This is a genomic window from Collinsella aerofaciens (assembly GCF_040926405.1).
Lineage (GTDB): Bacteria > Actinomycetota > Coriobacteriia > Coriobacteriales > Coriobacteriaceae > Collinsella.
In genome coordinates this window covers 27,022-52,458 of the sequence record NZ_JBCOIG010000016.1, presented here as the reverse complement: position 1 = coordinate 52,458, position 25,437 = coordinate 27,022, and the positions used below count along the sequence as shown (strand labels likewise).

The window sequence follows — 25,437 nt, the reverse complement described above, 5'->3', positions numbered from 1 at the left end:
GGACCCGTACCCGTTCTGGCTTGATTAATGGATAGAAACGGATGTTCTATCGGGACACACATTTTGTCCTATAAGCCGGTATCTCCCTCCTCCGTGGCGGCGCTTTTGTGCGTAGGCGAGAAGGGTTCGCCACGAAACCGGCCCATCTACTACGTTTAGCCCCTTACCCCCAACCATGCCGAAAAGCGCAAAAACAAAACCGCAGGTAGAACGCCTGCGGTTTTGTTCAAAACGAAGGTATGGTCAGGGGTATCGAGTCAAACGTAGTAGATGGGCCGATTTCGTGGCGGGCGGTTTCGGCTGATCCATTGGGGACGGAGGAAAACGGCTCATTTTGGTCCCGCGAGGCTGGCGGAGACACTCGTGCAGGGCCGCCCGAACAAAACTATGCCGGTTTACGGGGCTAAGTCACGCGCTCCCAACCATGCCGATATCCGTGAAAATAAAACCGCAGGTAGACAAGCCGTCATTTTACGGAAAACGCGGGTATGGATGGGGGCCCTGAGCTTAGCCCCGTAAACCGGCATAGTTTTGAAATGGCATTAAATCGATAACAGCTATTTTGCTCTGTCGGAGCGGTTGGCCGTTGGGTAATTACCCTCGCAGGTAGGCGATGGCGATCTGCGTGCGGTTGCGTAGGCCCATTTTGGCAAGGATCGAGCTGATGTGGTTGCGTACGGTGCCTTCGCCCATATAGGCGGTGGCGGCAATCTCCTTGTTATCGAGGCCGCGGGCGATGAGCTCGGCGACTTCGAACTCGCGGTCGGTCAGACCGGCAAAGGCGGCGGGCCGGCGGGTCGCGCCGGCCTCGACGTCCGCCCCATCAAAGTTGATATCTTCGATCGCCTTGCCCTCGAGCACGCGTTTGCCGTCCATGACCTGCGCCAACGCCGGCGGAATGGCAGCGACATCGGTCTTGATCAGGTAGCCGCGGGCGCCCAGCTTGAGCGCCGACACAATGTACTCGTCATCCGAGAACGTCGTCAGAAACACCACGCGCGCCGCAGGGTCGTGCTCAAGGATCTCGCGCGCGGCCGAAAGGCCGTCGCGTCCCGGCATCTGGATGTCGAGCAGCGCAATATCGGGTGCGTGCTCGGCGTAGAGCGCCACCGCATCGTTGCCGTTGGCACCGGTGCCCACCACTTCGATCTGCGGCTGGGCGCCCAAGATAATCTTGAGCGAATCGACCACCAAGCGGTCGTCGTCGACAACGATGAGCCTCATCGGCCCTCATCTCCTTGCTGTTTGGGAACGGTGGCAAACACACGCCAGCCGCCGGCGCCGGCACGCGGGCCGGCGGTGAAGGTGCCGCCAAGCGCCTCGATGCGCTCGCGCATGGAGGCGAGCCCCATGCCCTCCGCGGTGCCGCGGCCGCTTGCTTGGACCTCACCCACGCCATCGTCGGTAACAATGAGCTGGTAAAACGACGGATGCTCCATGCACCGTACGGTGACGGTCTGGGCGCAAGCGTGGCGTATGGTATTGGAGAGCGCTTCGCGCAGGACCGCTGCAAAGCAGTTGGCGACGTTTGCGGGCGCATGTTCGGCCATAACTTCAAGCTCAATCTGCGGGCCGCCGTCCGAGCGTGTGCCTTCGACAATGCGTTCGAGCTGCACGGAAAGGTCGACGGCGTTGTCGTTGAGCGCGTGGACGCTGGCGCGCACAAGCTGGAGCGCCTCGTCAACCGTGCGTTTAACGTCGGCGAAATCGGCGGCGACGCCAGGCTCGTCGGCGTGGACCACGCGTAGGGCTTCGGCCTGCAGTGAGGCGCGCGTGAGCTGGTGCCCGACGTTATCGTGGATCTCGCGCGCGATGCGGGCGCGTTCGGCGAGCGTCGCGAGCTCGACTTCGTAGTCCTGGCGATCGGCAAGATCGCGGTTGCGCGCCTCGAGCGCGAGGGCTCGTTCCTGCAGCTCGTCGCGGGTGCGGCGCATGCGCCGCTGCTCGCGCTCCAACTGGGCGGTGCGTAGCGATAGCAAGGTGGCGGCAACCGAAAGGATGGCGGTCAGCAGGAGCGTTCGTGCGGTAAGCGCATCGGCGCGAAGGTCCGCGACGAGCGCAAAGGCAAAGACGGAGCCAATGCCCAACGCGACCCAGGCGTGCTCGCGGCGCACGCGTCGCGCGATGTCATAGAGGGCGAGAGGCGCAAACGGCACAAACGGCGGCACGAAGACAGCCGCGATGATGCAGGCGTAGCTCGCTGCCTCGCTTGCGCGTCGGGTGCGTTTCCCCTGTGCGACCTCGGCCAGCGAGGTGGCAATAATGCCAAGGCAAAACGCCACAACCAGACGAGCGTCCACGGCAAGACCCATGGCGGCCGCAATACAGCACGCCAGCACGATCGATTTGTCGAAAAGCCTGTTCATACGGGTATTGTACGCGAAGCTACGCGTGGTGGAGGGGCCGCCTAGCGCAACCGTGACATTCCTCCCGCACGGTGGGGCGGTCGCGTCAGCGGGCCACGCGACCGAGCCCCCGCACTCGTGACAAAGCTCACTGGTGCGCGCCGTCCGCTCCTGCGATGATGCAATCGTACCGGGCCGCAATCAACAGAAGGGCCGCCTCATGACAGACATCGTCCACGTCGAAAACCTCGTCAAGCGCTACGACGATCTTATCGCGCTCGACCACTTTAACCTGAGCATTGCCCCCGGCGAGATCTTTGGCCTGCTGGGCCCCAACGGCTCGGGCAAGACTACGTCCATCAACTGTATTCTGCAGCTGCTTGCCTACGACAAAGGCGCCATCGAGCTGTTCGGCGAACCCATGACGCCCGCCCGCTACGACCTCAAGCGCCGCATCGGCGTGGTGCCGCAGCAGGTGGCGGTGTTTGACGAGCTCACGGTGCGCGAGAACATCGACTATTTCTGCAGCCTTTACGTCAACGACCGCAAGCGCCGCCGCGCGCTCGTGGACGAGGCCATCGACTTTGTCGGGCTGGGCGACTTTACCAAGTTCCGCCCCGGTAAGCTCTCGGGCGGCCTAGCGCGACGCCTCAACATCGCCTGCGGTATCGCGCACAAGCCCGAGCTCATCTTCTTTGACGAGCCCACGGTGGCGGTCGACCCGCAGAGCCGCAACGCCATCCTGGAGGGCATCTGCCGCCTGCGCGACGAGGGCGCCACAGTGGTGTATACCAGCCATTACATGGAGGAAGTCGAGCAGATTTGCAGCCGCATCATGATCATGGACGGCGGGCGCGTGCTGGCGCAGGGCACCAACGACGAGCTCAAGCGCATGATTCAGATGGGCGAGCGCGTGACCGTCGAGGTCGGCGCCGTCGAGGCCGCCACGGTCGAGCGGCTGCGCGCCCTCGAGCATGTGCTTTCGGTTGAGCTGTCCGGCGGCGAGCTCGTCTGCACCTGCGAGGCGAGTCCGCACAATCTGGTCGACATCCTCGACACGCTGCGCACCGCCGACGTTGCGCTCGGCCGCGTGTGGAGCGAGCCGCCGACCCTCAACGACGTGTTCCTCGAGATCACCGGCCGCGAGCTGCGCGACTAGGGGGCGGCCATGTTCAACACTATCATCACCACGGTCAAGACGCTGCTGCGTCGGCCGAGCACATTGGTCTGGGGCGCGGTCTTTCCCATCGCGCTTTCCACGATGTTCATGTTTATGTTTGCGAATCTGAGCTCCGACGGCACGGTCGACCCGGTGCCGGTGGCCGTTGTCGCTGACGAAGCCTGGGACGCCTCGACCTTTAAGGATGTGGCGACGTCGCTTGCCAAGGAGGGCGACGACCAGCTGCTCGAGATCCACGAGTGCGACGATGCAGCCGACGCGAACCGTGCGCTTAAGGCCGGCGAGGTCGCGGGCATCTATACGGTCGACGACGCGGGCACGCCCAAGCTCACGCTGCTTTCGAGCTATGACAACTCGCGCGCCTCGTCGGTGCTCACCGACCGCAGCATTCTGGAGACGGTGGCAAGCTCGTATACGCAAAATGCCGAGCTCATGTCCCAGATTGCCCAGGACAACCCGGCGGCGCTCGCCGACCCGGAGGCGGTTGCGCGCGCCCTGTCGCTAGAGGGCGGCACCCGCCGCGTTAGCCTGACGCGCACCACGCCCGATGGCACGGTCATCTACTACTACGCGCTCTTTGGCCTGGTTGCGATGATGTCTGCCGAGTTTGCTGCCTTGAGCGTCGTCGATTTGCAGCCCAATCTGTCGGGCCTTGGCGCGCGCCGCTGCGTGGGCGGCCTTTCCAAGACGGCGTCGCTGGCCGGCATCTTTGTCGGCTCGTGGCTGGTCTCCTTCGCCTCGATGACGATCGCGATTGGCTATGTGCGCCTGGTCGTGGGCGTCGACTTTGGCGGGCGCGAGGGACTGTGTCTGGTGGGCGGCGCCGCTTCCGCGCTTGCCGCCACGGGCCTGGGGCTCTTTGTGGGCACGCTTACCGTTAAGGGCGGCAAGGCGTCCAAGTCCGGCATCCTTACGGGCTTTGCTACCACGTGCGCCCTGTTCGCCGGCCTCTACGGCGAGCCGGCGATGGCGCTTGCCGACGACGTCGCCCGCGCCTGCCCTGCCGAGTGCTGGCTCAACCCCGTCAAGCTTATCTGCGACATGTTCAACCGCCTGTATTTCTTTGAGGACCTGGGCCCCTTTGCCGTTCGCGCCGGCGCACTGGTCCTTATGGCGCTGCTGTTCGTTGCCGCCGCCACGCTGATCTTTGGAAGGAGCCGCTATGAGCACCTTTAAGACCGCGCTTCGCATGGCGCTGGCGCACCCGTTCTACCTGCTCATCTATACGGTGTTCATCTCGCTCATGGGCGTATTCATCGCGGCATCGGTGAGCTGGAACTCGTCGCAGCTCACCGAGTACAAGCCCTACGATGCCAACGTGATTGTGGTCGACCGCGACGACAGCGACCTTTCGCGTGCGCTTACCAAGCATCTGGGTTCGCGCTTTGAGCTGGTCACGGGCGTCGGCGACGATGCGTACAATCTTGCGGACGCGCTCTCCAAGAGCAACAGTGCCAAGGGCAGCGCCGACTGCGTGTTCTTTATCCCGGAGGGGTTTGAGGGCGACCTCGTTGCGGCCGCTTGCGCGGGGGAGTCCCTGCCCAAACTCGACGTGACGTACGGCTCCGGCACCATGGCGGCGGCGCTTTCGTCTGCCGAGGCCTCGCGCTGGATCTCGCTCGCGGGCGCTGCGGCGGCACTTGAGCCCACTGCCTCCAACGGTGACGTCGCCAAGGCGGCCGAGCATGCGGCCGCGAAGCGTGCGGAGGTCGAGATCGATCAGGTCAAGGTCGACTCGACGGCCGCCGCCACGCTCGAGTCGTATTTCAACTTTGGTGCGTACGCGATTATCTCGTCGGTCATCGTGTCGGTGGGTCTGGTGTTCTCGGGCATGAACGAGCCCGAGCGCGTGCGTCGTATGGATGCCGGTCCAATCTCCGAGCGCCGGCGCTCGCTTGCCGTGTTTGCGGCCGCCGCCGTGATCACCGTCTGCATCTGGTTTGTGTCGAGCATGATGGGCGTCGTGGGCTTTGCCGGTGCGGTCGCTGAGGTTGGCGTGGACCGTGTGTGCTTGGCGCTGGCAGCGACGTTTGCCCTGGCGTGCACGCCGCTGGCCGTTGGCTTTGCGCTGTCGAGCCTGGGTGCGCGCGAGGAGCTGCTCAACGGCGTGGGCAACTTACTCGGCATGCTCATGACGTTTTTGGGCGGCGCCTGGATGCCGCTGTCGCTCATGGGCTCGGCCGTGCAGACCGTGGCGCATTTTGTGCCGACATATTGGGTGAACGACGCGATCAGCAAGGCACTCGCCTCGGATTTAACGTCCACCGTGCTGGGCGACATCGCCTGCGACCTGGGCGTCACGGCACTCTTCGCCGTGGCCATCGCCGCCGCAGGCCTCGCCCTCGCACGCACCAAATCCCACGCCTAGCCACCTAGTCATTTAAGAACGTCCCCAATGACTGGTCTGAAATAAATTTCAGGCCTCGCCCCAAAATAGTTCGCTAAGGTTTACTATTACGCTCATAAAGTAGTACGAGGCTAACAATGGGGGATACCATGGCAACGCAGAAAGCCTACGTTCAGGTTAAGGGTCTCAAAAAGCACTACGGCGACGGTGATGCACGCCTAACGGTGCTCGATGGCATCGACACGTCCATCAACCGCGGCGAGATCTGCGTCATGCTGGGGCCCTCGGGCTCGGGCAAGTCGACCTTTCTCAACCTGATCGGCGGCCTGGAGGATGCCGACGCCGGCTCCATCATGGTGGACGGCTGCGACCTCACGGTGCTCAAGCCTACCGACCTGGGCGAGTATCGCCGCCGTGAGCTGGGCTTTGTCTTCCAGTTCTACAACCTGGTGCCCGACCTCACCATCAAGGAAAACATCGAGGTCACGGCACACCTGTCCAAAAACCCGCTCAACATCGACGACCTGCTGCGTTCACTGGGCCTCTACGAGCACCGCAACAAGTTCCCGCGCCAGGTCTCGGGCGGCCAACAGCAGCGTTGCGCCATCGGCCGTGCACTCGTCAAAAACCCGGGCCTGCTGCTGTGCGACGAGCCCACGGGCGCGCTTGACTACAAGACGTCCAAGGAGATCTTGCAGCTCATGGAGGATGTCAATCACGAGTACGGCTGCACCATCATCATCGTTACCCACAATGCCGCCATTGCGCGCATGGCCAATCGCGTGCTGCGCCTGCGCGACGGGCGCATCGTCGAGGATGAGCTCAACGAGTCGCCCGTCGCGGCCGCCGAGCTCGATTGGTAGGCGGCGCCATGACACCTCTCGCAAAACGTCTCCCGCGCGAGCTGCGCCGCAATATTGGCAAGTACCTGGGCATCTTTTTGCTTATGTGCGGAAGCATCGCTCTCACCTCGGGCTTTTTGCTCGCGGCGCATTCCATCGGTTGTCTTATCGACGACATGCGCGATGCGTACACGATTGAGGATGGCCGCGTGACCACCTCCTTCGAGGCCACCAAAGACCAGCTCAAGGCCGCCGAGGATGCTGCCGGCGACGTCGGCGGCGTCACGCTCTACAAGAATTTCTCTATCGATGCCATCATCAAAAAGGCGTCCGGCGACGACGGCACCAAGCGCACGCTGCGCACCTATGCGCACCGCGCTAAGGTGGACATTGCGTCCTACTGTGAGGGCAAGCAGCCCAAGGCGGATGACGAGGTGGCCATCGACCGTGTCTTTGCCACCAATAACAACCTGTCCGTGGGCGATAAAGTCGAGCTCGAGGGCCGAACCTACACCATTTGCGGCATCATGACCCAGCCCGATAGCCAGGCGCTGTTCCTCAACAATTCGGACTTTACGGTGAACACCATCACGTACGGCGTAGCCGAGGTCACCGATGGCGGCTTTGCCGCGCTCGAGGATGCCGGCGGCGCGCCTGCCTACACCTACTCCTTCACCTTTGCCGATCGCGACCTCTCCACTGCAGACCGTACCGATGCCGAACAGGATATGGTCGAGGCGCTGACCGACGCCGACGCGCGCGTGGACGATCTGATCGACGCCGATTCCAACCAGGGCATTGGCTACGCGCGCGACGACGTAGACGGCGACTCCATGATGTGGATGACGCTGCTCGACATCATCATCGTAATCATGGCGTTTGTCTTTGTGGTCCTTACCGATGCCACCATCGAGGAGGAGAGCGCCATCATCGGCACGCTGCTCGCCAGCGGCTATCGTCGACGCGAGATCGTGCTGCACTACCTTGCGCTTCCCGCCATCGTGGGCGTGGTCGCGGCGCTTTTGGGCACTGCGCTCGGCATAGCGTTCTTTACCGAGCCCATGCGCAGCCTCTATTACGGTTCGTACAGCCTGCCGCCCTTCCAGGTGTACTGGAGCTGGGAGATCTTTGTGAAGTGCGCCGTGGTTCCCGCCGTCGCGCTCATCCTCATCACGCTGGTGGGCCTGCTTCGCAAGATGGGGAAGACCCCGCTGCAGTTCCTTCGTCACGAGGCGAGCGGCAAATCGGGCACCAAGCGCGGCCTGCAGCTGCCGGAGCGCATGGGTTTTGTTTCCCGCTTCCGCCTGCGTATCTTCCTGCGCAACCTGGGCAACTTCGCCACGCTCTTCGTGGGCATTGCATTTGCCTCGCTGCTGCTGCTCTTTGGCCTGGCGATTCTGCCCACGATGACGCACTACGCGGACAACCTCGAGACGGGCCTGGTCGCCGAGTACCAGTACACGCTCAAGGCTCCGCTGGAGCTCGAGGGCACTGCCGAGGAGCGTGGGCAGTGGTCAGCACTCGAGCGCTTGCAGTCGGTTGACGGCGCGCTGCTTTCTGCCGCTCAGGATGCCGATGACGAGCTTGACGACGCGGCCGATACAGCGCAGGCGGCAGCCGATGCTGCGACCGCATCTCCGTCTGCCGAGAGCCTGGCCGTAGCGCAGGATGCGTTTGCCAAGGTCCAGGACAAGAAGGATGTGCTCTACGCGCGCCTTGACGATCTTGCCGATGCCCTCGGCTGCAACCGCGATGAGGCTATCGACCTGATCGACAAAGCCTCCAAGATTGACACTGACAACGACGATATTCACCCGGTCAATACGACCGACAACGGCGCGGGCGCAATCGCGCAGGCCGAGAAATATGCCGTTTACCAGCTGCAATACGACCGCGGTGATGGTAATGGTCAGGAGACGATTTCCGTCTACGGCATCTCGCCCGATTCGCGCTATTGGAAAGACCTCAACGTCGGCGATGGGCGCGTCGTCTTTGGCGGCGGTCTGCTCGACAAGTTTGGCTGGAGCGAGGGTCAGAAGGTCACGCTCGGCGACAAGTACGAGGGTGAGCATTATTCCCTTGAGTACGCGGGCAAGGATTGTGCCTGGGGCTCCAAGTCGGACATGAATATCTATATGAGTATCGAAGACTTTAACGAGCTGTTCGACAACGACGCCGCCTACTTTAACGGCTATGTGAGCGACGAGAAGCTCGACCTCGATGCGCGTTACTTTGCCGGCGACACCACACCCGACGACATGCGCGCCGTGGGCGATCAGTTCATCGGCATGATGAGCAAAATGATCGGCATGATGGTCGGGCTTGCGGTGTTTATCTTCCTGCTGTTTATGTACCTGCTGACCAAGGCTGTGATCGACCATAGCGCCCGTTCGATCAGCTACATGAAAGTCTTTGGCTATCGCGATAGCGAGATCTCGCATCTGTACATCCGCTCGATCACACTGTGCGTGGTGGTGTCGCTCGTGCTAAGCCTGCCGGTCATTATTGGCTCGCTCACGGCCATCTTCCGCTCGATGCTCCTCGCCTACAACGGCAATATCGAGATCTACGTGCCCGCTTGGTCCATGGCGGCGTGCGTGGGCATTGGCTTTGCGACCTACCTGGTCGTGGCGCTGCTACACACGCGTTCTATCAAGCGCGTCAGTCTGGCCGAAGCCCTCAAAGTCCAAGAGTAGTCATCGGGGACGTTTCTAAAAGACTAGTCGCTGGGGACATTCTTTCGCCGCCCGGCAGGAAAGGGACGTCCCCAACGACTAGGTTTCGCGCTTGACTTTGACCCTACTTCAGCGGGTACCATCCTCTTATGTCTGTAACGCCATATAGACCGAGGGGATAGATCTATGACCGCAACTGCACCCGCAGCACCCGCTAAGGTGTACTTCACCAACCTGCGCACGCATGCTCGCGAGAGCCAGCTCGACAAGCTCAAGCGCCTCATCCGTCACGCCGGAATTGAGCAGATCGACTTTGAGAACAAGTTCGTCGCCATCAAGATTCACTTTGGCGAGTTGGGCAACCTGAGCTTTTTGCGCCCCAACTACGCTCGCGCCGTCGCGGATGTCGTGAAGGAGCTGGGCGGCAAGCCCTTCCTCACCGACTGCAACACGCTCTATGTGGGTAGCCGCAAAAACGCGCTCGAGCACATCGACACCGCCTACCAGAACGGTTTTACTCCGTATGCCACGGGTTGCCAGATCATCATCGCCGACGGTCTCAAGGGCACCGACGAGGCGCTCGTCCCGGTCGAGGGCGGCGAGTACGTGCGCGAGGCCAAGATCGGTCAGGCACTCATGGATGCCGATATCGTGATTAGCCTCACCCACTTTAAGGGCCATGAGCAGGCCGGCTTTGGCGGCGCCATGAAGAATCTGGGCATGGGTGGCGGCAGCCGTGCCGGCAAGATGGAGCAGCATGCCGCCGGCAAGCCGAACGTCGCGACCGAGCACTGCGTTGGCTGCCGTGCCTGCGAAAAGATCTGTGCGCACAACGCCATCTCGTTTGACGATACCCGCGAGCGCGAGCTTGCCAACGGCAACACCCGCACGGTGCACGTGGCCGCCATCGACCACGATCGCTGCGTGGGTTGCGGACGCTGCATTGCGGCATGCAACCAGGACTGCATCAAGCCCGGCTATGACGCTGCGGCCGACGTGCTCAACTGCAAGATCGCCGAGTACACCAAGGCCGTCGTCGACGGCCGCCCGAGCTTCCACATCTCGCTTGCCATGGATATCAGCCCCAACTGTGATTGCCATCCCGAAAACGACACGCCTATCGTCAACGATATCGGCATGTTCGCGAGCTTCGACCCGGTCGCCATCGACCAGGCCTGTGCCGATGCCGTCATGGCGTCCGAGCCGCTGCCCAACACCGAGCTCACCGATAGCGCGGCTAAGATGGAGCACAACCACGAGCATCTGGAGGGCGAGCAGGCCAAGGACCCCTTCTGCATCACGCATCCCGACACCGACTGGCGCGCCTGTATCGCACACGCCGAGAAGATCGGCCTGGGCACGAGCAAGTACGAGCTCATCGAGGTCAAGTAGCGCCTAGTTATTGGACAAATGAAGCGCTTTTCTGGCGCAAGTAGAGCAAAAGCCGCCCGTGGGCACAGCGCTCACGGGCGGCTTTTCGGAAGTATGCGGCAAATTTCGAGACCGCCGAGCACACGACGTTTTTTGGCAACAAAACCCCTGATAAATTGTTGGTAAAACTGCGGTCTGGTCGGCAGTTCCAGATTTTGCCGCATACTTTCGAAAATAGGGGGTCAGATAAAGCCCCAGACGTTGCTTTTTGCCTAAAAATACTCGTCGAGGAAGTTGTTGACTGTGTTCCAGTAGAGCTCGGGGTCAACTTGCGCGCTCTTGGCGTGGGTGGCGCCATGGATGGTGAGCTTTTGCTTGACTTTGCTGGCGCACGCGTCGTAGTTTTGGTCGAGCATGTCGTACGGCACAAAGGTGTCCTGGTCGCCGTGGATAAACAGCATGGGAACCGTCGCGTGTTTGAGTTGCTCCACACTGCTCGCCTTATGAAAGTCGTAGCCCGCGCGCACGTTGCACACCAAGTCTGCTACATCGAGCAAGGGAAAGCTGGGCAGGCCGAACACGTCCTTGAGCTGCAGAGAAAACTCGTCCCAAACACTCGTATAACCGCAGTCCTCGATAATGCATTTCACGTTTGCGGGCAGAGATTCCCCCGCGACGTTCATGGCGGTTGCCGCACCCATCGACTCGCCAAAGACCAGGATGCGCGCCTCGGGGTCAGCTGCGACGATCCGCCCAATCCATGCAACGACATCGAGGCGCTCGGGCCAGCCCATGCCGATATAGTCGCCGCCGGAGCGCTCGTGGGCGCGGGCGGCAGGCGCGAGCACGTTCATGCCGCGGTCGTGGAAGCGCTTGGCGTATCGGGCCATGCCGATGGGCTCGTTGGTATATCCATGCAGGCAGACGGCGTAATCGTGGGTGTTCTCCGAGGCGGCAAAATACCAAGCGGCAAGTTCGGTTCCGTCATCTGCGGTGAGGCTGCTGCTCTCGCGATTCTCTTTAAACCACGCCCGCGCCTCGGTTTCCTCGGCATCCGGCTGCTCGCCTTCTTTGTCGTTCTTGCTATCCTGCATCATCTTCATGGTGTAGGGCGCTTGGGGATTCAGGGCAAAGTCAAACAAAAAGTTGCCGGCAAACCCCAGCAGCGCGACAACGAGCACCAGCGCAACGACGCCGGCTATCTTGAGCTTTCGATGGGAACGTGCGTTTTGAGACATAAGAAGCTTTCCTATAAGATGTTAATACATCAACATTTAATGCAAGCGCATTATGGACGTTCGCCGTTGATGCGTCAACAGGCAAAGAATGGGTAAACAAAGGGTCACGTATGGTGCAAATTTCGCACGTACCTAGACGCTTTGATATAGTGTTGAGAACTCTTTACGTTGGAGGATGTAACCGGCATGTCCGATTCGAGCGACAGTTCTAAGCCGCGACCCAAGACCGCGGCCGTTCCACACTACACGGTGGGCGAGGAGATCATGAACTCCGTCACCCACGGTGTCGGCTGCCTGCTGGGCATCGCGGGCCTGGTGCTCCTGATCGTATTCGCTGCCCTGCGCGGCGGAGGCCCAGCCCATATGGCCGCGGCAATTGTCTATGGCGTCAGCATTATCCTCGAATACCTAGCCTCTACGCTCTACCACGCGATTCAGCCCGCGCGCGCCAAGCGCGTGTTTCGCATCATCGACCATAGCTGCATCTACCTGCTCATAGCCGGCAGCTATACCCCGTTTTGCCTTATCACGCTCGCAAACGACGGCGGCCCCGCGCTGTTCTTTGCCGTATGGGCCATCGCCATCATCGGCATCGCCCTCGAGTGCTTTATGCGCGAGCGTCAACCGCATTGGGTAAGCGGCCTGGTCTACCTGCTGATGGGCTGGCTCGTTGTCTTTAAGCTGCCCGAACTTGTGTCGCTGCTCAACCCCGTGGCACTTGCCCTGCTCGCCGTCGGCGGCGTGTGCTACACCGCGGGCGTGCCGTTCTATATCGCCAAAAACGTGCGCTATCTGCACAGCGTGTTTCACCTGTGGGTGCTCGCCGGCAGCATCTTCCAGTTCATGGCGGTGATCCTCTTCGTAATCTAGCGACCATGTCCGCGCGCCCGCGTCCTCGTTTGGGCGCCGGTGCAATTGCCGTATCTGTCATCAACGTTTTACCCTAACGTCCCGAATCTTGGAGGTTCGAGAAACTCCCGATGGACATAACCATCTCCCTTATCACCACCCTCGTTTTGACCCTCATCAACGGCTACTTCTCCATGTCCGAGATGGCGCTCACCACGGCAAAGCGCGCCGTGCTGGAGCACGAGGCCGAGGAAGGCGACAAACGCGCCGAGCGCGCCATTAAGCTGGCCGCCGATTCCGACCAGCTGCTCGCCACCATCCAGGTCGCCATCACGCTCGTGGGCTTCGCCTCGTCCGCCGTCGCCTCGACGAGCCTGTCCGACCCGCTTGCCACATGGCTCATGAGTTTTGGCATCGCGCCGCTCTCTGCCATCGCGCGCGGTCTGGCGCCGGTCATCATCACCGTTGCGGTCGCCTTCCTCTCCATCGTAATTGGCGAGCTCGTGCCCAAGCGCATCGGCCTGGCCAACGCCGAAGGCGTGTCCAAGCAGGTCGTGGGACCGCTCTCCGTGTTCCAAAAGATCGCCCGTCCGCTCGTGTGGCTGACCGGCGCTTGCTCCGATGGTCTGGCCCGCATCCTGCGCATCAAGAGCGCCGACGACCGCCAGAATGTCTCGGAGGAAGAGATTAAGTACATGGTCTCGGAGCAGGACGACCTGCTCGACGAGGAAAAGCGCATGATCCACGAGATCTTCGACCTGGGCGACACCGTTGCCCGCGAGGTCATGGTGCCGCGCGTGGACACTACCATGTGCGAGGACGACGAGACGGTCGCCGACGTGCTGTCCACCATGCGCCAGACCGGCTTTAGCCGCATCCCCGTCTATCACGAGGATCCCGACAACGTCGCCGGCATCGCGCACATCAAGGATCTGATCCAGCCTTCGCTCGACGGCAAGGGCGACCAGCCCATCGCCGACTTTTTGCGCGACGCCACCTTTGTGCCCGACACCAAGGACATCCTGCCGTTGCTGTCCGAGATGCAGACCTCGCACGACCAGATCGTAGTGGTCGTGGACGAGTACGGTGGCACGGCCGGCATCATCACCATCGAGGACATCGTCGAGGAGATCGTGGGCGAGATCGAGGACGAGTTCGACCCCGACAACAAGTACCTCACGCGCCTTTCGCGCCGCGAGTGGCTCGTCGATGGGCGTTTTTCGTGCGATGACGCGATTGAGCTTGGTTGGCCGCTCGAGGAAAGCGATGATTATGAGACCATCGCCGGCTGGATTTTGGAGCTTTGCGACTCGGTACCCGACATCGGAGAGGTGTTTGAGGTCGCGGGGTACAAGTTTAAGGTGCAGTCGATGCGTGGCCAGCGCATCTCGCTCATTCGCGTGATCGCTCCGGCCGAAACCGATAAGAAGGATTCCGAGTCCTTGGCAGATAAGCCGGCGGCGTCGGGTGCGGGCTCTGCGGACCCGCACGACGGCGACGAGTAGGGCAAGGAAGAGTAGGGGAGAGTTATGGCAGGCCTGTTCAACATCCTTAAGGTCACCGTCAGCGAGGACAAGATCTGCGCGCATGTGCTGGTAAACCCCGGCATGCCGCTCATGACCTCGGAGGACATCGAGGCCACGGCGCGCGTGTACTACCTGGTACCCGCGATTGCCAAGCACCTGTGCCTGGGCGATTCCGGTCGCGAGTTCCAGGACTGCATGGGCCAGACCGAGCTTTGCCATCTGCTGGAGCACGTGACGGTAGAGCTCATGAACGAGACCGGTCTTGCTGGCAGCATTTCGTGCGGCCGCACTCGCGTGAGCGAGCACGATGAGCGCGTCTTTGAGGTCGAGCTTTCGTGTCCCGATGACGCGCTGGCCATCGGCGCGCTGTCTTCGGCGACCTTTATGATGGATTGGGCCTATCTGCATGCCGACCAGCCCGCTCCCGATGTGGACGGTACGGTCGCGGGTTTGCGCAACCTGGTACTGGGCATGCGTGCCGAGGCCGAGGGCAAGGACCCGCACGAGGCCGTCGCCGCCGCGAACGCCGAGGGCGAGGCCGGGGACGCGACCGAGGACGAGGCGCCTGCCGAGACTGCCGTCGAGCCTGTCGACGAGGCACCTGCCGAGGCGGCTTCCGAGCCCGAGCCCGCGGAGCCCCAGGGCGTCCCGAGCTTTGACGACGAACCGCAGGAGGCAATCGATACCGAGGGCGCGACCGCCGAAAGCCACGAGGCCCCCGCTGCCGTCTACGGTGGCGCGGCGACGGCTCCGGTTGCCCCCGTGCACGAGGGAGCGCTGCCGCTCGTTGACGGCGCCGGCGAGGACCCGGCCGCCACGATGGCCATGCCGGCCGTGCCGCAGGAGTAGGCTCACCCGCTTATCACCATCATGTACCTGCGCCTTTACCGTACGCAGATGAACAAGACGGCAAGCGCTGTGCTGCGGGTATAATGGACAGCATTCAAACGGTGGGCGCCGAGGTGCCCGCAGGAGAGGAATGAACATGGGTAAGACTTTCAACTTTATCTCGGGTGCGCTCTTCGGTGCTGCCGCCGGCGCCATCATCGGCGTCGCCCTGGCTCCGCGCTCGGGCGCCGAGACCCGCGCCATGGCTGCCGATATCGCCAACGACGCCTGGGATAACATGCGCGACACCTACGAGCACGGTGCCGAGGAGGCCCGCGCCGCGGTCAACGATTTTGGCCCGATGGTCGACGCCAAGACCGATGACCTGCGTGCCAAGGTCGACCTTGCCCGCGAGCGCATGGACCAGCTGCGAGAGCAGCTCAACGACGCTATCTCGGGCGGCAACGTGACGCCCGCCGCCGATGTCGTGGTCGAAAACGCCGTCGAGGCCGACGCCGAGGCCGCGGAGCCTTCGACCGAGGCATAATGCGCGCCGGGGATTTTGTCGGCGCCAAGATCTATCGCAAGCCTACCGAGGATAAGCGCACCAAAAAAGACGGCACGCCGCGCGGCCCTAAAAAGCTCGGCAAGATTCACTTTCCGGTCTTTACCCCGGGCGGTACGCGCGTGGTGGGCTTTATGGTTCGCCAGTCCGATATCGCGGGTATGATCGAGCGCCCTGACCGATTTGTGGCGCTCGATGCCATTGGCGTCTATGAGGGCGCCATCGCAGTTGACGACGTCAAGGGCACCTACGATACCGCTGCGGCCAAGCGCCTCGACATCAACCTGGACGATTGCATTATCTGGGTTGGCATGGACGTGCGCACGGAGTCGGGCGATGTCGTGGGCTATTGCTCGGATGTGGAGTTCAAGCCGCGTTCGGGTGTCGTGCAGACGTTCTACGTGACCGCCGGCACCGCCTCGAGTGTGCTGGTGGGCGACACGCAGATGCCGCCGACGATGCTGCGCGGCTATGCGGACGGCGCGATGATCGTTTCGGACGAGGTCAAGTCGCTCGGGTATTCGGGCGGTGCCGCCGCAAAGGCTGCCGAGGCAAGCGTCGTGGTGGGCGATAAGGTCAAGAAGGGCGCCAAGGTGCTCGATGACAAGGGCTCGGTCGCCGTGGACAAGGGCAGCCGCGCACTGGGCAAGCAGCTCGGCAAGACGCGCGGTATGTTCAAGGCCTTTAAGGACGAATATCAAAAGGCGAGCGGGGGCTCGTCAAAAGCTAGCAAATAGCGACGTACCAAATGATGGGAGGCGAGCCGGAGACATGTTGCTCCGGCTCGCTGTGTTTATGGGGGAGGGCACATGCGCCAAAACGGATCTAACTTAAACAGGCGCTCGGGTGCGCGTCCGACGGCGCGCCGCGACCTGGGGCAGCTGCCCAGCGGTCGGCGCAAGCGTCACCGTAAGCCCGGCGCGATGTATCTCAACCATAGCCGCGGCTTTAGCGACCGCAGCGCTCGCATCGGCAACAGCCGCACGCCCCGTCGTTCGTCTCGCCTGCCCTATGCGCTTATTGCCGTGGGTTGTGCGCTCGTGTTGTTTATCGCTGCCGTCGTGGGCTACGTCAACCGCAGCGTGGATGTCGTCCTCAATGGCCAGGAGACTGCGGTGCGCGTCGGCTCTACGCTGCAAAATCTCATCGACGACCAGGAGCTGGCCGATACCTACGATGCCGGGGACCTGCTGGCTGTTGACGACAGCGTGCTGACCCGCCATGGCGGCGAAAAGCTGTCGGTAAAGGTGGACGGCAAGCGCATAAAACAGGGCAAGTGGAAAAGCCGCGAGCTTATGGGCGGCGAGAAGGTAACGGTCAAAGACGGCCGCGACACGTACGAGAAGCACGAGGTCCAGGCGACGGTTATCGAGCCCAGGCTCAAGGTTGAGGGCACGGGTGCCATCGAGTACGTCAAGACGTGGGGTATCCAGGGTCGCTCTGAGGTGTGGGTCGGCGAGCAATCTGGCAAGACGCAGGACCGCGGCGAGGTCGTGCCCGCCACCGATTGCGTGGTCGAGTGCGCGAGCGTGGCGCCCAAGGGCAACGAAAAGTACGTGGCGCTGACGTTTGATGAGGGCCCGAGCGGAGCGACCAAGCAGATCTTGCAGGTGCTCAAGGAAAAGGGCGTCACCGCGACGTTCTTCCTGTCGGGCGATGCGGCCGAGGCCTCGCCCGCCACGGCCAAGGCGATTGTCGATGCCGGCTGCGAGGTCGGCTCCAACAGTTACCGTGACGAATCGCTCAAGGGCCAGGACCGCGATGCGGTGCGCGAGCAGGTTTCGAAGGGCACCGAGGCGATCAAGTCCGCGACCGGTGTGAAGACGATGCTTTTGCGTGCTCCCTATGCAGCCTTTGACGAACAAAACTGGATTGATGCGATGGACCTGGTGTCTGCCGTAGTCTCGTGGAATATCGATTCGGGCGACTGGCTGCTCAACGGTGCCGACGAGCAGGTCTCGACGGTGCTCGATTCGGTGACGCCGGGCAACATTGTGCTGCTGACCGACAACGATGGATGTGCCGAGCAGACGCTCGAGGCGCTGCCGCAAATTATCGACGGACTTATTGCCGACGGCTACAAAATCGTGACATTGAGCGATCTGGTCAAGACGGATACATCGCTGAGCAAAAAACTCACCTCGCTGACGAAGGTCACCATGCCCAAAAACGCCGTGTTCCCCCAGCTCCCCGAAGACGACGACACCACAGATTAGTCATGTAAGAACGTCTCCAATGACTATGTCACGGATACGTCAGCGTTTGATATGCCTGCGATGTTTGGAGCATAAATTTGGCGCCACGGCGCGATGCTGATGCTATAGTTACTGCGGATAACAAGGGTCAAGAGAAAGGCTGCAGGTGAAATCCAAACCTCGACCATACAGTCGATGACCCCATGCAGGTGCTTCTTGCGCATGTACGGGGTGTGAGCGCCGAGCGGCGTGCCGCCCGCGCATGCGTATACATATCTAATAGTCCACGGATGGCGCGCCGGCATGGCCGCAGTCCGAAGGGATAATGATGGGGAGCACCAGTGAATTATCTGAGTGAGATGCTCAAACTGCCGGTCTTGGACGTCGATGGCGAAAAGCTCGGCGTTGTGAATGATTTTGGCATTGCTACCGGCGAAGTTTTTCCGCACGTGACGTCGCTCGCGTTCCGCGGACCCGGCAAGACGCCATTTATGATCAGCTGGCGCAAATGGGTCGACCGTATCGACGAGACGGGTGTGCACCTTAAGTCGCCGGCCACCGAAATCCGTTTTTCGTACCTGCAGCCGACCGAACTCTTGCTCGCCCGCGACGTGCTCAACAAGCAGATTGTCGACACGCAGGGCATGAAGGTCGTGCGCGTAAACGACATCAAGTTTTCCATGTCGGGCGAAAATCAGCTGCGTCTGCTGGGTGCCGAAGTTGGCGCCCGCGGTCTACTGCGCGCGATCAGCCCCGCACTCGAGCATGTCGTCGAGGGCTTTATGAAGCACCTGGGCAAACCGCTCGGCGAGGATATCATCGCCTGGTCCTACATGGACCTGCTCGATCGTTCGACTAAAAACATCCAGCTTTCGGTGTCGCACAAGACGCTTGGAGAGCTGCACCCTGCCGACATTGCCGACATTATCGAACAGCTCGACCCGCGCCTGCGTGCGCAGGTGTTCGCGCAACTCGATACCGCCCAGGCCGCCGAGGCCATCTCGGAGTTCGATGACGACGAGCTTATGACCGAGATGCTCGAGGGCCTGTCCGACACGGACGCATCGTCGATGCTGGCCATGATGGACCCGGACGACGCCGCCGACCTGATCGACGAGCTCGATTACGAGAAGGCCGAGAAGCTTTTGCGCCTGATGGGCGTTCAGGAGGAGAAGGCGATTCGTAACCTGCTGGGCTATGAGGACAACACCGCCGGCCGTATCATGACCTCGGAGTTTGTCTCCCTGCCCGCCACAGCGACGGTCGGTGACGCCATCGAGGCGATTCGCAAGCTCGACGAGGACTTCGAGAGCGTCTACTACGTCTATACCGAGGACCCGAGCGGCATGCTCACCGGCGTGCTTTCGCTGCGCACGCTGATCGTGGCCGACCGCGACGCCACGCTGGGCCAGCTGGCCTATCGCGACCTGGTTTATGTGTCGCCCGACGATGACCAGGAAGACGTAACGGACGAGATGACCAAGTACGACCTGGTTGCCATTCCCGTTTGCGACGAGAACCGTCACATCTTGGGTATCGTGACCTTTGACGACGCCATGGATGTTATCGCCGAGGAGCACCAGGAGGACCTGCAGATCGCAGGCGTTGGCTCGGGCGATAGCGCGTCCGACGATTCGACGAATGTGCTCAGCTGGTTTGTGCATCGCCAGTACTGGGTTGTCGTGTGGGGCATTGCCTCGTGCATCATGGCAACGGTGCTTGGGACGGCGCTGGGCTCGGCGCATCTGGTGGTGTTCCCCATGTGCGCCATGCCGCTCGTGCTGCTGGCTGCCTCGCGTATGGTGTCGTTTGTCAAGAACTACTTCTTGGAATACGACGGCCATGACGATGAGCCCAAGCCGTATCTGGGATTTTTCTTCCAGAGCACGGGCATGGGCCTGATTCTGTCGCTCGTGACCTACCTATGCGCCCAGCTGGTGCGCACCGCCGCATTCCTCGACGCGCCCATGTTTGAAGAGCAGCTCTTTACCGGCTGCTTTAACATCGCGGCCATCGTCTGCCTGATCGGCAACATGAGCGCCGTGATTTACCTGATGGTGTTGTTCTGGCGTGACGAGCACGACCTCAATACATCGGGCACCGCCATGAACGTCATTGCCGTCATGATCTCGTGTGTGGCGTACTGCATCGCCGCGGTTCTGCTCACCATGTCAGTCATGGGTTAGGTGGTCGCGTGCAAAACACGAAGCAAAAGGCGAGCACCAAGCAAAAGCTGACCATCGCGGCCATCTTTGGCGCCATGGGCCCTGGCCTTCTGGCGGCGCTTTCGGGCAATGACGCCGGCGGCATCGCCACGTATTCCAGCGCCGGTGCCAGCTATGGCTACAAGATGCTGTGGATGCTTCCCGTCATGACCGTGCTGCTCATCGTGACGCAGGAGACTGCGGCGCGTTGCGGCTGCGTCACAGGCAAGGGCTTGGCCTCGCTCATCCGCGAGCGCTTTGGCGTGCGCAGGAGCGTGTTGGCCATGGCGGCGCTGCTGATCGCCAATACAGCCGTGACCATTTCGGAGTTTGCGGGTATCGCGAGCGGCCTTGCCCTCTTTGGCGTGCCGGCGAGCATCTCGGTGCCGCTGGTGGCACTGCTGGTTTGGATGCTTACCATGTCGGGTAGTTTCCAGCGCATCGAGAAGATTCTGCTGCTGGTGAGTTGTGTGTTTGTGACCTACATTGTTGCTGCATTTATGGCTGGTCCCAGCTGGGGCGAGGTGGCGGTCGACCTGGTTGTGCCCAACATTCAAAACGACCCCAGCTACGTGTCGCTTGTGGTCGCAACGATCGGTACCACCATCGCACCGTGGATGATCTTCTTGGCACAGAACAACGTGGTCGATAAGAATGCGGGCGAGGACGATATCGTGCTGCAGCGTATTGACACCGTGAGCGGCTCGATTGCCGCCGATGTCATCGCCGGCTTTATTATCATCACGACCGGTACGGTGTTGTTCCCTGCAGGCATTCAGATTAGCGACGCTGCCGATGCCGCCCGCGCATTGGAGCCTATCGCGGGCCAGTGGTCCACGGTGCTGTTTGCCTCGGGCCTGGTCGCGGCGAGCTTCTTGGCCGCCTGTGTGCTGCCAGGCGTTACGTCCAGCGCCATCTGCGAGGCATTTGGCTGGGAGCGCGGTGCCGATCGCAGCTGGGACGAGGCCCCGGTCTATCGCGGCATCATTACGGCCATCATCGGCATCTCTGCCGTGCTGGTGCTTATGCCCGGTGTTGACCTGTTCCAGATTATGATGACCTCGCAGGTCATTAACGGCGTGCTGTTGCCCGTGGTTTTGGTGTTCCAGGTGGTTATTGCCGCCGATCGACACATTATGGGCGCCAACCGCAATGGCCGCGTGTGGAATGTGCTCACCTGGGCGACTATCGGTGTGATTACGGTACTGACGGTCGTCATGTTTGTGCTGCAGGCGATGGGCTACAGCGCGTAGCGCCTCTTTTGGGTTTCGAGCGGGCCGTGGCCATGGGCTGCGGCCTGTTTTTTGCCTGTTGTAGGGGGTCGGTTATATATGTGTGGGCAAAAAATGCCAAATATGAGTACTGTTGTTAATCCAGTGGCAATTAAGACAAAGAAGATAATGAACATAACTAAAGTATCTGCTCATTAATATCGATACAGCCAGGTTTTAAACCGATCATTCTGTTCGGACCAAAGGGGTATGGCGACCGAAAGAACGCCATTTTGGGCAATTTTGCCTGTTACTAAAATGGTATCAGTACTCATATTTGGCATTTTTTGCCCACGGCCCCTTTGGGGCCGGCTCGAAAAGAGCAACCTTGGGGTGTTTGCTGCGGGTGCGGGGCTTGCAGACGACACTCGGGGTGGCGAGGAACTCAGAATTCGGCCGCGGAAGGGCATTCATCGACCGCGTCAGGAGTGTCCCTAAGTGCCGGCACATATGGAACGTCCCTAACTGCCGGAGGGGGCGTCGGTTGTGGCCGACGCCCCCTCCGGGTGCAAGCGGATTTGACAGTGTGTTACTTGTCGGTGCCTAGCTTGTGCGGTTTGTAGGCGAGCGCGTTGACGAGTGCGTCGGCGGCGGACTTGACGGCCGTCGGCTGCGGATCGTTAACGTGGTCCTCGGGATGCACGGGCAGGTCCTTCTTGACGGCATCGTGGATGAGCTTAAGGTACTCGGCCACGCCCGCGTTCGAAAGGTGCGTGCCGTCGCCGTCGAACAGATCGTTGCGGTTGGCACTATATCCGTACCAGTCGATAACGCGCACGTTTTTATAGCGCGTGGCGGCGTTGGCGATGGCCTGATTGGTGGCGCCGACCCATGGCTGCGGGCTGCGCGTGTTTACAAATACGACGGTGCGCTGATTGCCGGCATCGGCCATGATGGCGTCAATCTGGGCGTCAGTCACCAGGCCGTTGGTGCCCAGCGCAAAGACTACGATCTTGCCGGCGAGGTTCTGCTGGATATAACCCTCAAATGTTGTGCGGCCCGCATCGAACTGGCGGCCCTTTTCGGCATCGATGTGACTGTGGGGGAACACGCCGTCAAAGGAATCGACGGCGCGCAGCGACACGGAGTCGCCGATCATCAGCAGGTCGTAGGATCCGTCGGGGAAGCCGTCGTTGTCCTTGTCGGTGTCATCGGCCGCCTGCTGGTCCTGGGGTTTTGCATTTTTGGCTTCCTTGTTTAGGATTTCGGCGCCCTCGCCGCTCAGCGCGGATGTGTCGGGCACAAAGACCAGACCACCCAGCGCCACGACAAGCACGACGCCGCAAACGGCGCACACGGGAATATGCGCGCGCACCCAGTTTGCGGGCGTGGTGGTGCCTTCGCGGAGCTCGGAAACGGTGCGTCCAAAGGCGCCCTTCCTAAACGGCGTCTCGATAAAGCGATAGGAGCACTCGGCTACGGCAACCACCACAAGTACCTGCAAGATGTACTGCCACCAGGGCGTATCGCTGATGTTGGCGACCGGGTTCATGAGCAGCAGCAGTGGATAGTGCCACAGGTAGATGCTGTACGAGCGCTTGCCAACCCACACGAGCGGCTCGGCGGACAGCGCGCGGGCAACCATTCCCTGGGGCTGCACGCAGGCTGCGATGACCATGAGCGTGAGGATGGAGCATAACAGCGTGCCGCCGCGATACTGGAACGCGGTGTAGCCGTTGGTGAGTGCGACCATGGCGGCAAGGCCAACCAGACCCACGACGCCTAAGACATCGATGGATGCGGGCGAGGACCAAAAGCGCACGAGGGCGCTCGGCTGTGCCAGGGCGGTATCGGCTGATTCGTCGGCCTTCTTGTCAGGCTTGTCCTCGGCTTTCTTGCCGTGCTTGGCGGCGCCAGCCAGGCGATTGAGCCCCAAACGATGAGCGAGACGCACCGGCGCCAGGTCGCGATCGGGGATAAAGGCCATCCAGGCACCCAGTAGCAGCGAGAACACGCGGGTGTCGGTGCCGTAGTACACGCGGCTGGGGTCGGCGGCGGGATTGTAGAGCACCATCATGGCGAGGGCAGATACCGCGGCAAGGCCCAGAACCACGCGGCGCGTGTTGGGCTTGCTCACATGCATGGATACCATGGCAAACAGCAATGGCGGCCAAATCAGGTAGAACTGTTCCTCGATGGCGAGCGACCAAAAGTGCGTGAGCGGCGAGGGGTCGCCCAGAGCATTGAAGTACGAGACGTTTTGGGCAATCTGCCACCAGTTATTAAAAAACAGCAGCGACGGCAGGATGTCGGGGCGCATCTTGGTGAGCATCACATGGTTAAAGATGGTGCACAGCGCGCAGGTCACCACCACAACGGTTACCACGGCGGGGAACAGGCGACGGATGCGGCGAATCCAGAAGCTCTTGAGGTCGATGCGGCCGGTCTTTGACACTTCGTTGATGAGCAGGCGCGTGATCAGATAGCCCGAGAGCACAAAGAAAATCGTGACGCCAAGCAGGCCGCCCTGTGCCCATGTGAGGTTGAGGTGATAGAGCACTACCGCGACGACGGCGAGCGTGCGCAGGCCGTCGAGGGCGGGGATATATCGAGATTTGGGGCGCGTGGGCGCCTGTTCTTTTGCGGCGCTGTTGGTGTGGGCACCCTTGTTGGCGGGCGCACGATGAGAGCCTGCGGCGTGGCGCGGCTCGGTGGCTTGTCGGTTAGCGCGCGAACGTTCGTGCGGCGCTTGTTGATCGCTCGCGTGGCGTGAACTGCGCGAACTCGATCGCGGGAATTGTTCCATAAAACATCATCCAATGACGAGAATAATCAGCACGTCTTCATTGTAACCGCCTGCTCCTGTGAATGCTTGCTGCCGGCGCAAGCTCAAGCGCGCGTCCACATCAAAGTGAACTAAAGTTATAGAGGCGCGAGAGCGCACGATTGACGGCCAACGGCGGGTGCAGAGCCCGCGGACGAGGAGGTTTCCATGGCAGATAGCGGCATCGTTGCGGTGTTCGGCAGCATGAACATGGACCTTTCGGTGGCGTGCGAGCGCATGCCGCGTGCGGGCGAGACCGTTGGCGGCAGCGGGTTTATCACCAACGCCGGCGGCAAAGGCGCCAACCAGGCCGTAGCTGCTGCGCGCATGGGCGCGCACACGCATATGATCGGCGCGGTCGGCTGCGACGCATTTGGCACGTCGCTCGTGGCGGGGCTCCAAGACGCCGGCGTGGACTGTGTCTTTGTAGCGCGTCGCGATGACGTGGAGACGGGAACGGCGACCATCATTCGCTGCGAGGGTGACAACCGCATCGTGCTGTCGCCGGGTGCCAACCATGCGCTCGCGGGCGAGGATGTTGCCCGCGCGCTGAGGCGTCTGGTAGCCGATGAGCTCGACGGAGACGCCAGCGATATTGCCCCGGCTGCCGGAAGCGTCTTTATCGCCCAGGGCGAATGTGACCTTGCGACGACGGCCGAGGCGCTTGTTTGCGCTCACGAGCTCGGGTTCTATACGGTCTTTAATCCGGCGCCTGCCTGCGAGTTGCCTGCGGAGGCCTGGCCTGCGGTCGACCTGGTCTGTCCCAACGAGACTGAGTGCCAGGTGCTGACGGGCATCTTGCCCGCGGATGATGCGAGCTGCGTCGCGGCGCTCAATGCCCTGCTCGCCAAGGGTGCCGGAGCTGCGGTCATCACGTTGGGCGGCGCCGGGTCGGTTACGCTCGGCGATGACGGCGAGCCGCTGCGCATGCCGGCGCTCTCGAGCACGTTGGTCGATACGACGGCCGCGGGCGATACATTTATCGGTGCGCTTGCCGCGGCTCGCCTGGAGGGCCTGCCGCTCTTTGAGTGCATGGCGGCGGGCGCTCGCGCCTCGGCGGTGACGGTGTCGCGCCTGGGCGCTCAGCAATCAATTCCCACGCGTGCGGAAGTCGAGCACAAGTTTGGTTTAGACGGTTTGGATGTAGACGGAGAAGCGGAGTAGAACAATGGCAACCAAGAAGCTGATCCTTGATCTGGATATGGGTGTGGATGATGCGATGGCGCTTGCCTATGCC

General features: G+C 61.6%; 19 protein-coding genes. 15 read left to right on the top strand and 4 right to left on the bottom strand.

What is annotated here, in order from left to right; translation table 11 throughout:
• Positions 1–594: 594 nt before the first annotated feature.
• Both AB5758_RS06880 and AB5758_RS06875 read right to left on the bottom strand, forming a co-directional pair.
• On the bottom strand, positions 595–1,224 hold the full coding sequence (locus AB5758_RS06880) for a response regulator (protein ID WP_148332880.1): 630 nt from the start codon (positions 1,222–1,224) through the stop codon (positions 595–597).
• Positions 1,221–2,366: a sensor histidine kinase gene (locus AB5758_RS06875; protein WP_161115233.1), complete on the bottom strand. Its 1,146-nt coding sequence runs from the start codon at positions 2,364–2,366 to the stop codon at positions 1,221–1,223. The genes AB5758_RS06880 and AB5758_RS06875 overlap by 4 nt, the downstream gene beginning before the upstream one ends.
• Before the next feature lie 199 nt (positions 2,367–2,565).
• On the opposite strand from AB5758_RS06875, the gene AB5758_RS06870 reads away from it, so the two are divergent.
• The 6 genes from AB5758_RS06870 to AB5758_RS06845 all read left to right on the top strand — a co-directional run bounded on the left by AB5758_RS06870 (position 2,566) and on the right by AB5758_RS06845 (position 10,781).
• Positions 2,566–3,504, top strand: a complete 939-nt coding sequence (locus tag AB5758_RS06870; RefSeq protein WP_271737760.1) for an ABC transporter ATP-binding protein — start codon at positions 2,566–2,568, stop codon at positions 3,502–3,504.
• Positions 3,505–3,513: 9 nt separating this feature from the next.
• Entirely contained in the window at positions 3,514–4,701 is a 1,188-nt protein-coding gene (locus AB5758_RS06865; RefSeq protein ID WP_368152450.1) for an ABC transporter permease, read from the top strand.
• Positions 4,688–5,893: an ABC transporter permease gene (locus AB5758_RS06860; protein WP_368152452.1), complete on the top strand. Its 1,206-nt coding sequence runs from the start codon at positions 4,688–4,690 to the stop codon at positions 5,891–5,893. The genes AB5758_RS06865 and AB5758_RS06860 overlap by 14 nt, the downstream gene beginning before the upstream one ends.
• 128 nt (positions 5,894–6,021) lie before the next feature.
• A complete protein-coding gene (locus AB5758_RS06855) occupies positions 6,022–6,735 on the top strand; it encodes an ABC transporter ATP-binding protein (protein ID WP_368141301.1) in 714 nt (237 codons plus the stop codon).
• 8 nt (positions 6,736–6,743) lie between these two features.
• Positions 6,744–9,410 (top strand): ABC transporter permease, encoded by a 2,667-nt coding sequence (locus tag AB5758_RS06850; RefSeq protein ID WP_368141300.1) that lies wholly within the window; start codon positions 6,744–6,746, stop codon positions 9,408–9,410.
• 165 nt (positions 9,411–9,575) lie between these two features.
• Positions 9,576–10,781, top strand: coding sequence for a DUF362 domain-containing protein (locus AB5758_RS06845; protein WP_196025906.1), 1,206 nt, complete (start codon positions 9,576–9,578; stop codon positions 10,779–10,781).
• A 251-nt stretch (positions 10,782–11,032) separates the two neighbouring features.
• Here AB5758_RS06845 and AB5758_RS06840 read toward each other — a convergent pair whose 3' ends face one another.
• A complete protein-coding gene (locus AB5758_RS06840; protein WP_368141299.1) occupies positions 11,033–11,998 on the bottom strand; it encodes an alpha/beta hydrolase in 966 nt (321 codons plus the stop codon).
• A gap of 186 nt (positions 11,999–12,184) precedes the next feature.
• Between AB5758_RS06840 and trhA the strand changes: the two genes are divergently transcribed.
• The 8 genes from trhA to AB5758_RS06800 all read left to right on the top strand — a co-directional run bounded on the left by trhA (position 12,185) and on the right by AB5758_RS06800 (position 21,418).
• On the top strand, positions 12,185–12,868 hold the full coding sequence (gene trhA, locus AB5758_RS06835; RefSeq protein WP_368141298.1) for a PAQR family membrane homeostasis protein TrhA: 684 nt from the start codon (positions 12,185–12,187) through the stop codon (positions 12,866–12,868).
• 110 nt (positions 12,869–12,978) lie between these two features.
• Positions 12,979–14,352, top strand: coding sequence for a hemolysin family protein (locus AB5758_RS06830; RefSeq protein ID WP_368141297.1), 1,374 nt, complete (start codon positions 12,979–12,981; stop codon positions 14,350–14,352).
• A 24-nt stretch (positions 14,353–14,376) separates the two neighbouring features.
• A complete protein-coding gene (locus AB5758_RS06825) occupies positions 14,377–15,222 on the top strand; it encodes a cyanophycin synthetase family protein (RefSeq protein ID WP_368141296.1) in 846 nt (281 codons plus the stop codon).
• 136 nt (positions 15,223–15,358) lie between these two features.
• Complete coding sequence (locus AB5758_RS06820) at positions 15,359–15,748, top strand: YtxH domain-containing protein (RefSeq protein ID WP_118080297.1); 390 nt, start codon at positions 15,359–15,361, stop codon at positions 15,746–15,748.
• Positions 15,748–16,503, top strand: a complete 756-nt coding sequence (locus AB5758_RS06815) for a PRC-barrel domain containing protein (RefSeq protein WP_368141295.1) — start codon at positions 15,748–15,750, stop codon at positions 16,501–16,503. Before AB5758_RS06820 ends, AB5758_RS06815 begins: the two co-directional genes overlap by 1 nt.
• A gap of 72 nt (positions 16,504–16,575) precedes the next feature.
• Positions 16,576–17,982, top strand: coding sequence for a polysaccharide deacetylase family protein (locus tag AB5758_RS06810; protein WP_368141294.1), 1,407 nt, complete (start codon positions 16,576–16,578; stop codon positions 17,980–17,982).
• A 320-nt stretch (positions 17,983–18,302) separates the two neighbouring features.
• Entirely contained in the window at positions 18,303–20,147 is a 1,845-nt protein-coding gene (locus tag AB5758_RS06805) for a magnesium transporter (protein ID WP_118080140.1), read from the top strand.
• Between the two features lie 74 nt (positions 20,148–20,221).
• Entirely contained in the window at positions 20,222–21,418 is a 1,197-nt protein-coding gene (locus AB5758_RS06800) for an Nramp family divalent metal transporter (protein WP_118080302.1), read from the top strand.
• 547 nt (positions 21,419–21,965) lie between these two features.
• Here AB5758_RS06800 and AB5758_RS06795 read toward each other — a convergent pair.
• Positions 21,966–24,182, bottom strand: a complete 2,217-nt coding sequence (locus AB5758_RS06795; RefSeq protein WP_368141293.1) for an acyltransferase family protein — start codon at positions 24,180–24,182, stop codon at positions 21,966–21,968.
• 186 nt (positions 24,183–24,368) lie between these two features.
• Here AB5758_RS06795 and AB5758_RS06790 point away from each other — a divergent pair, with 186 nt between their 5' ends.
• Positions 24,369–25,364, top strand: a complete 996-nt coding sequence (locus AB5758_RS06790) for a ribokinase (protein WP_368141292.1) — start codon at positions 24,369–24,371, stop codon at positions 25,362–25,364.
• The last annotated feature ends 73 nt before the right edge of the window (positions 25,365–25,437 follow it).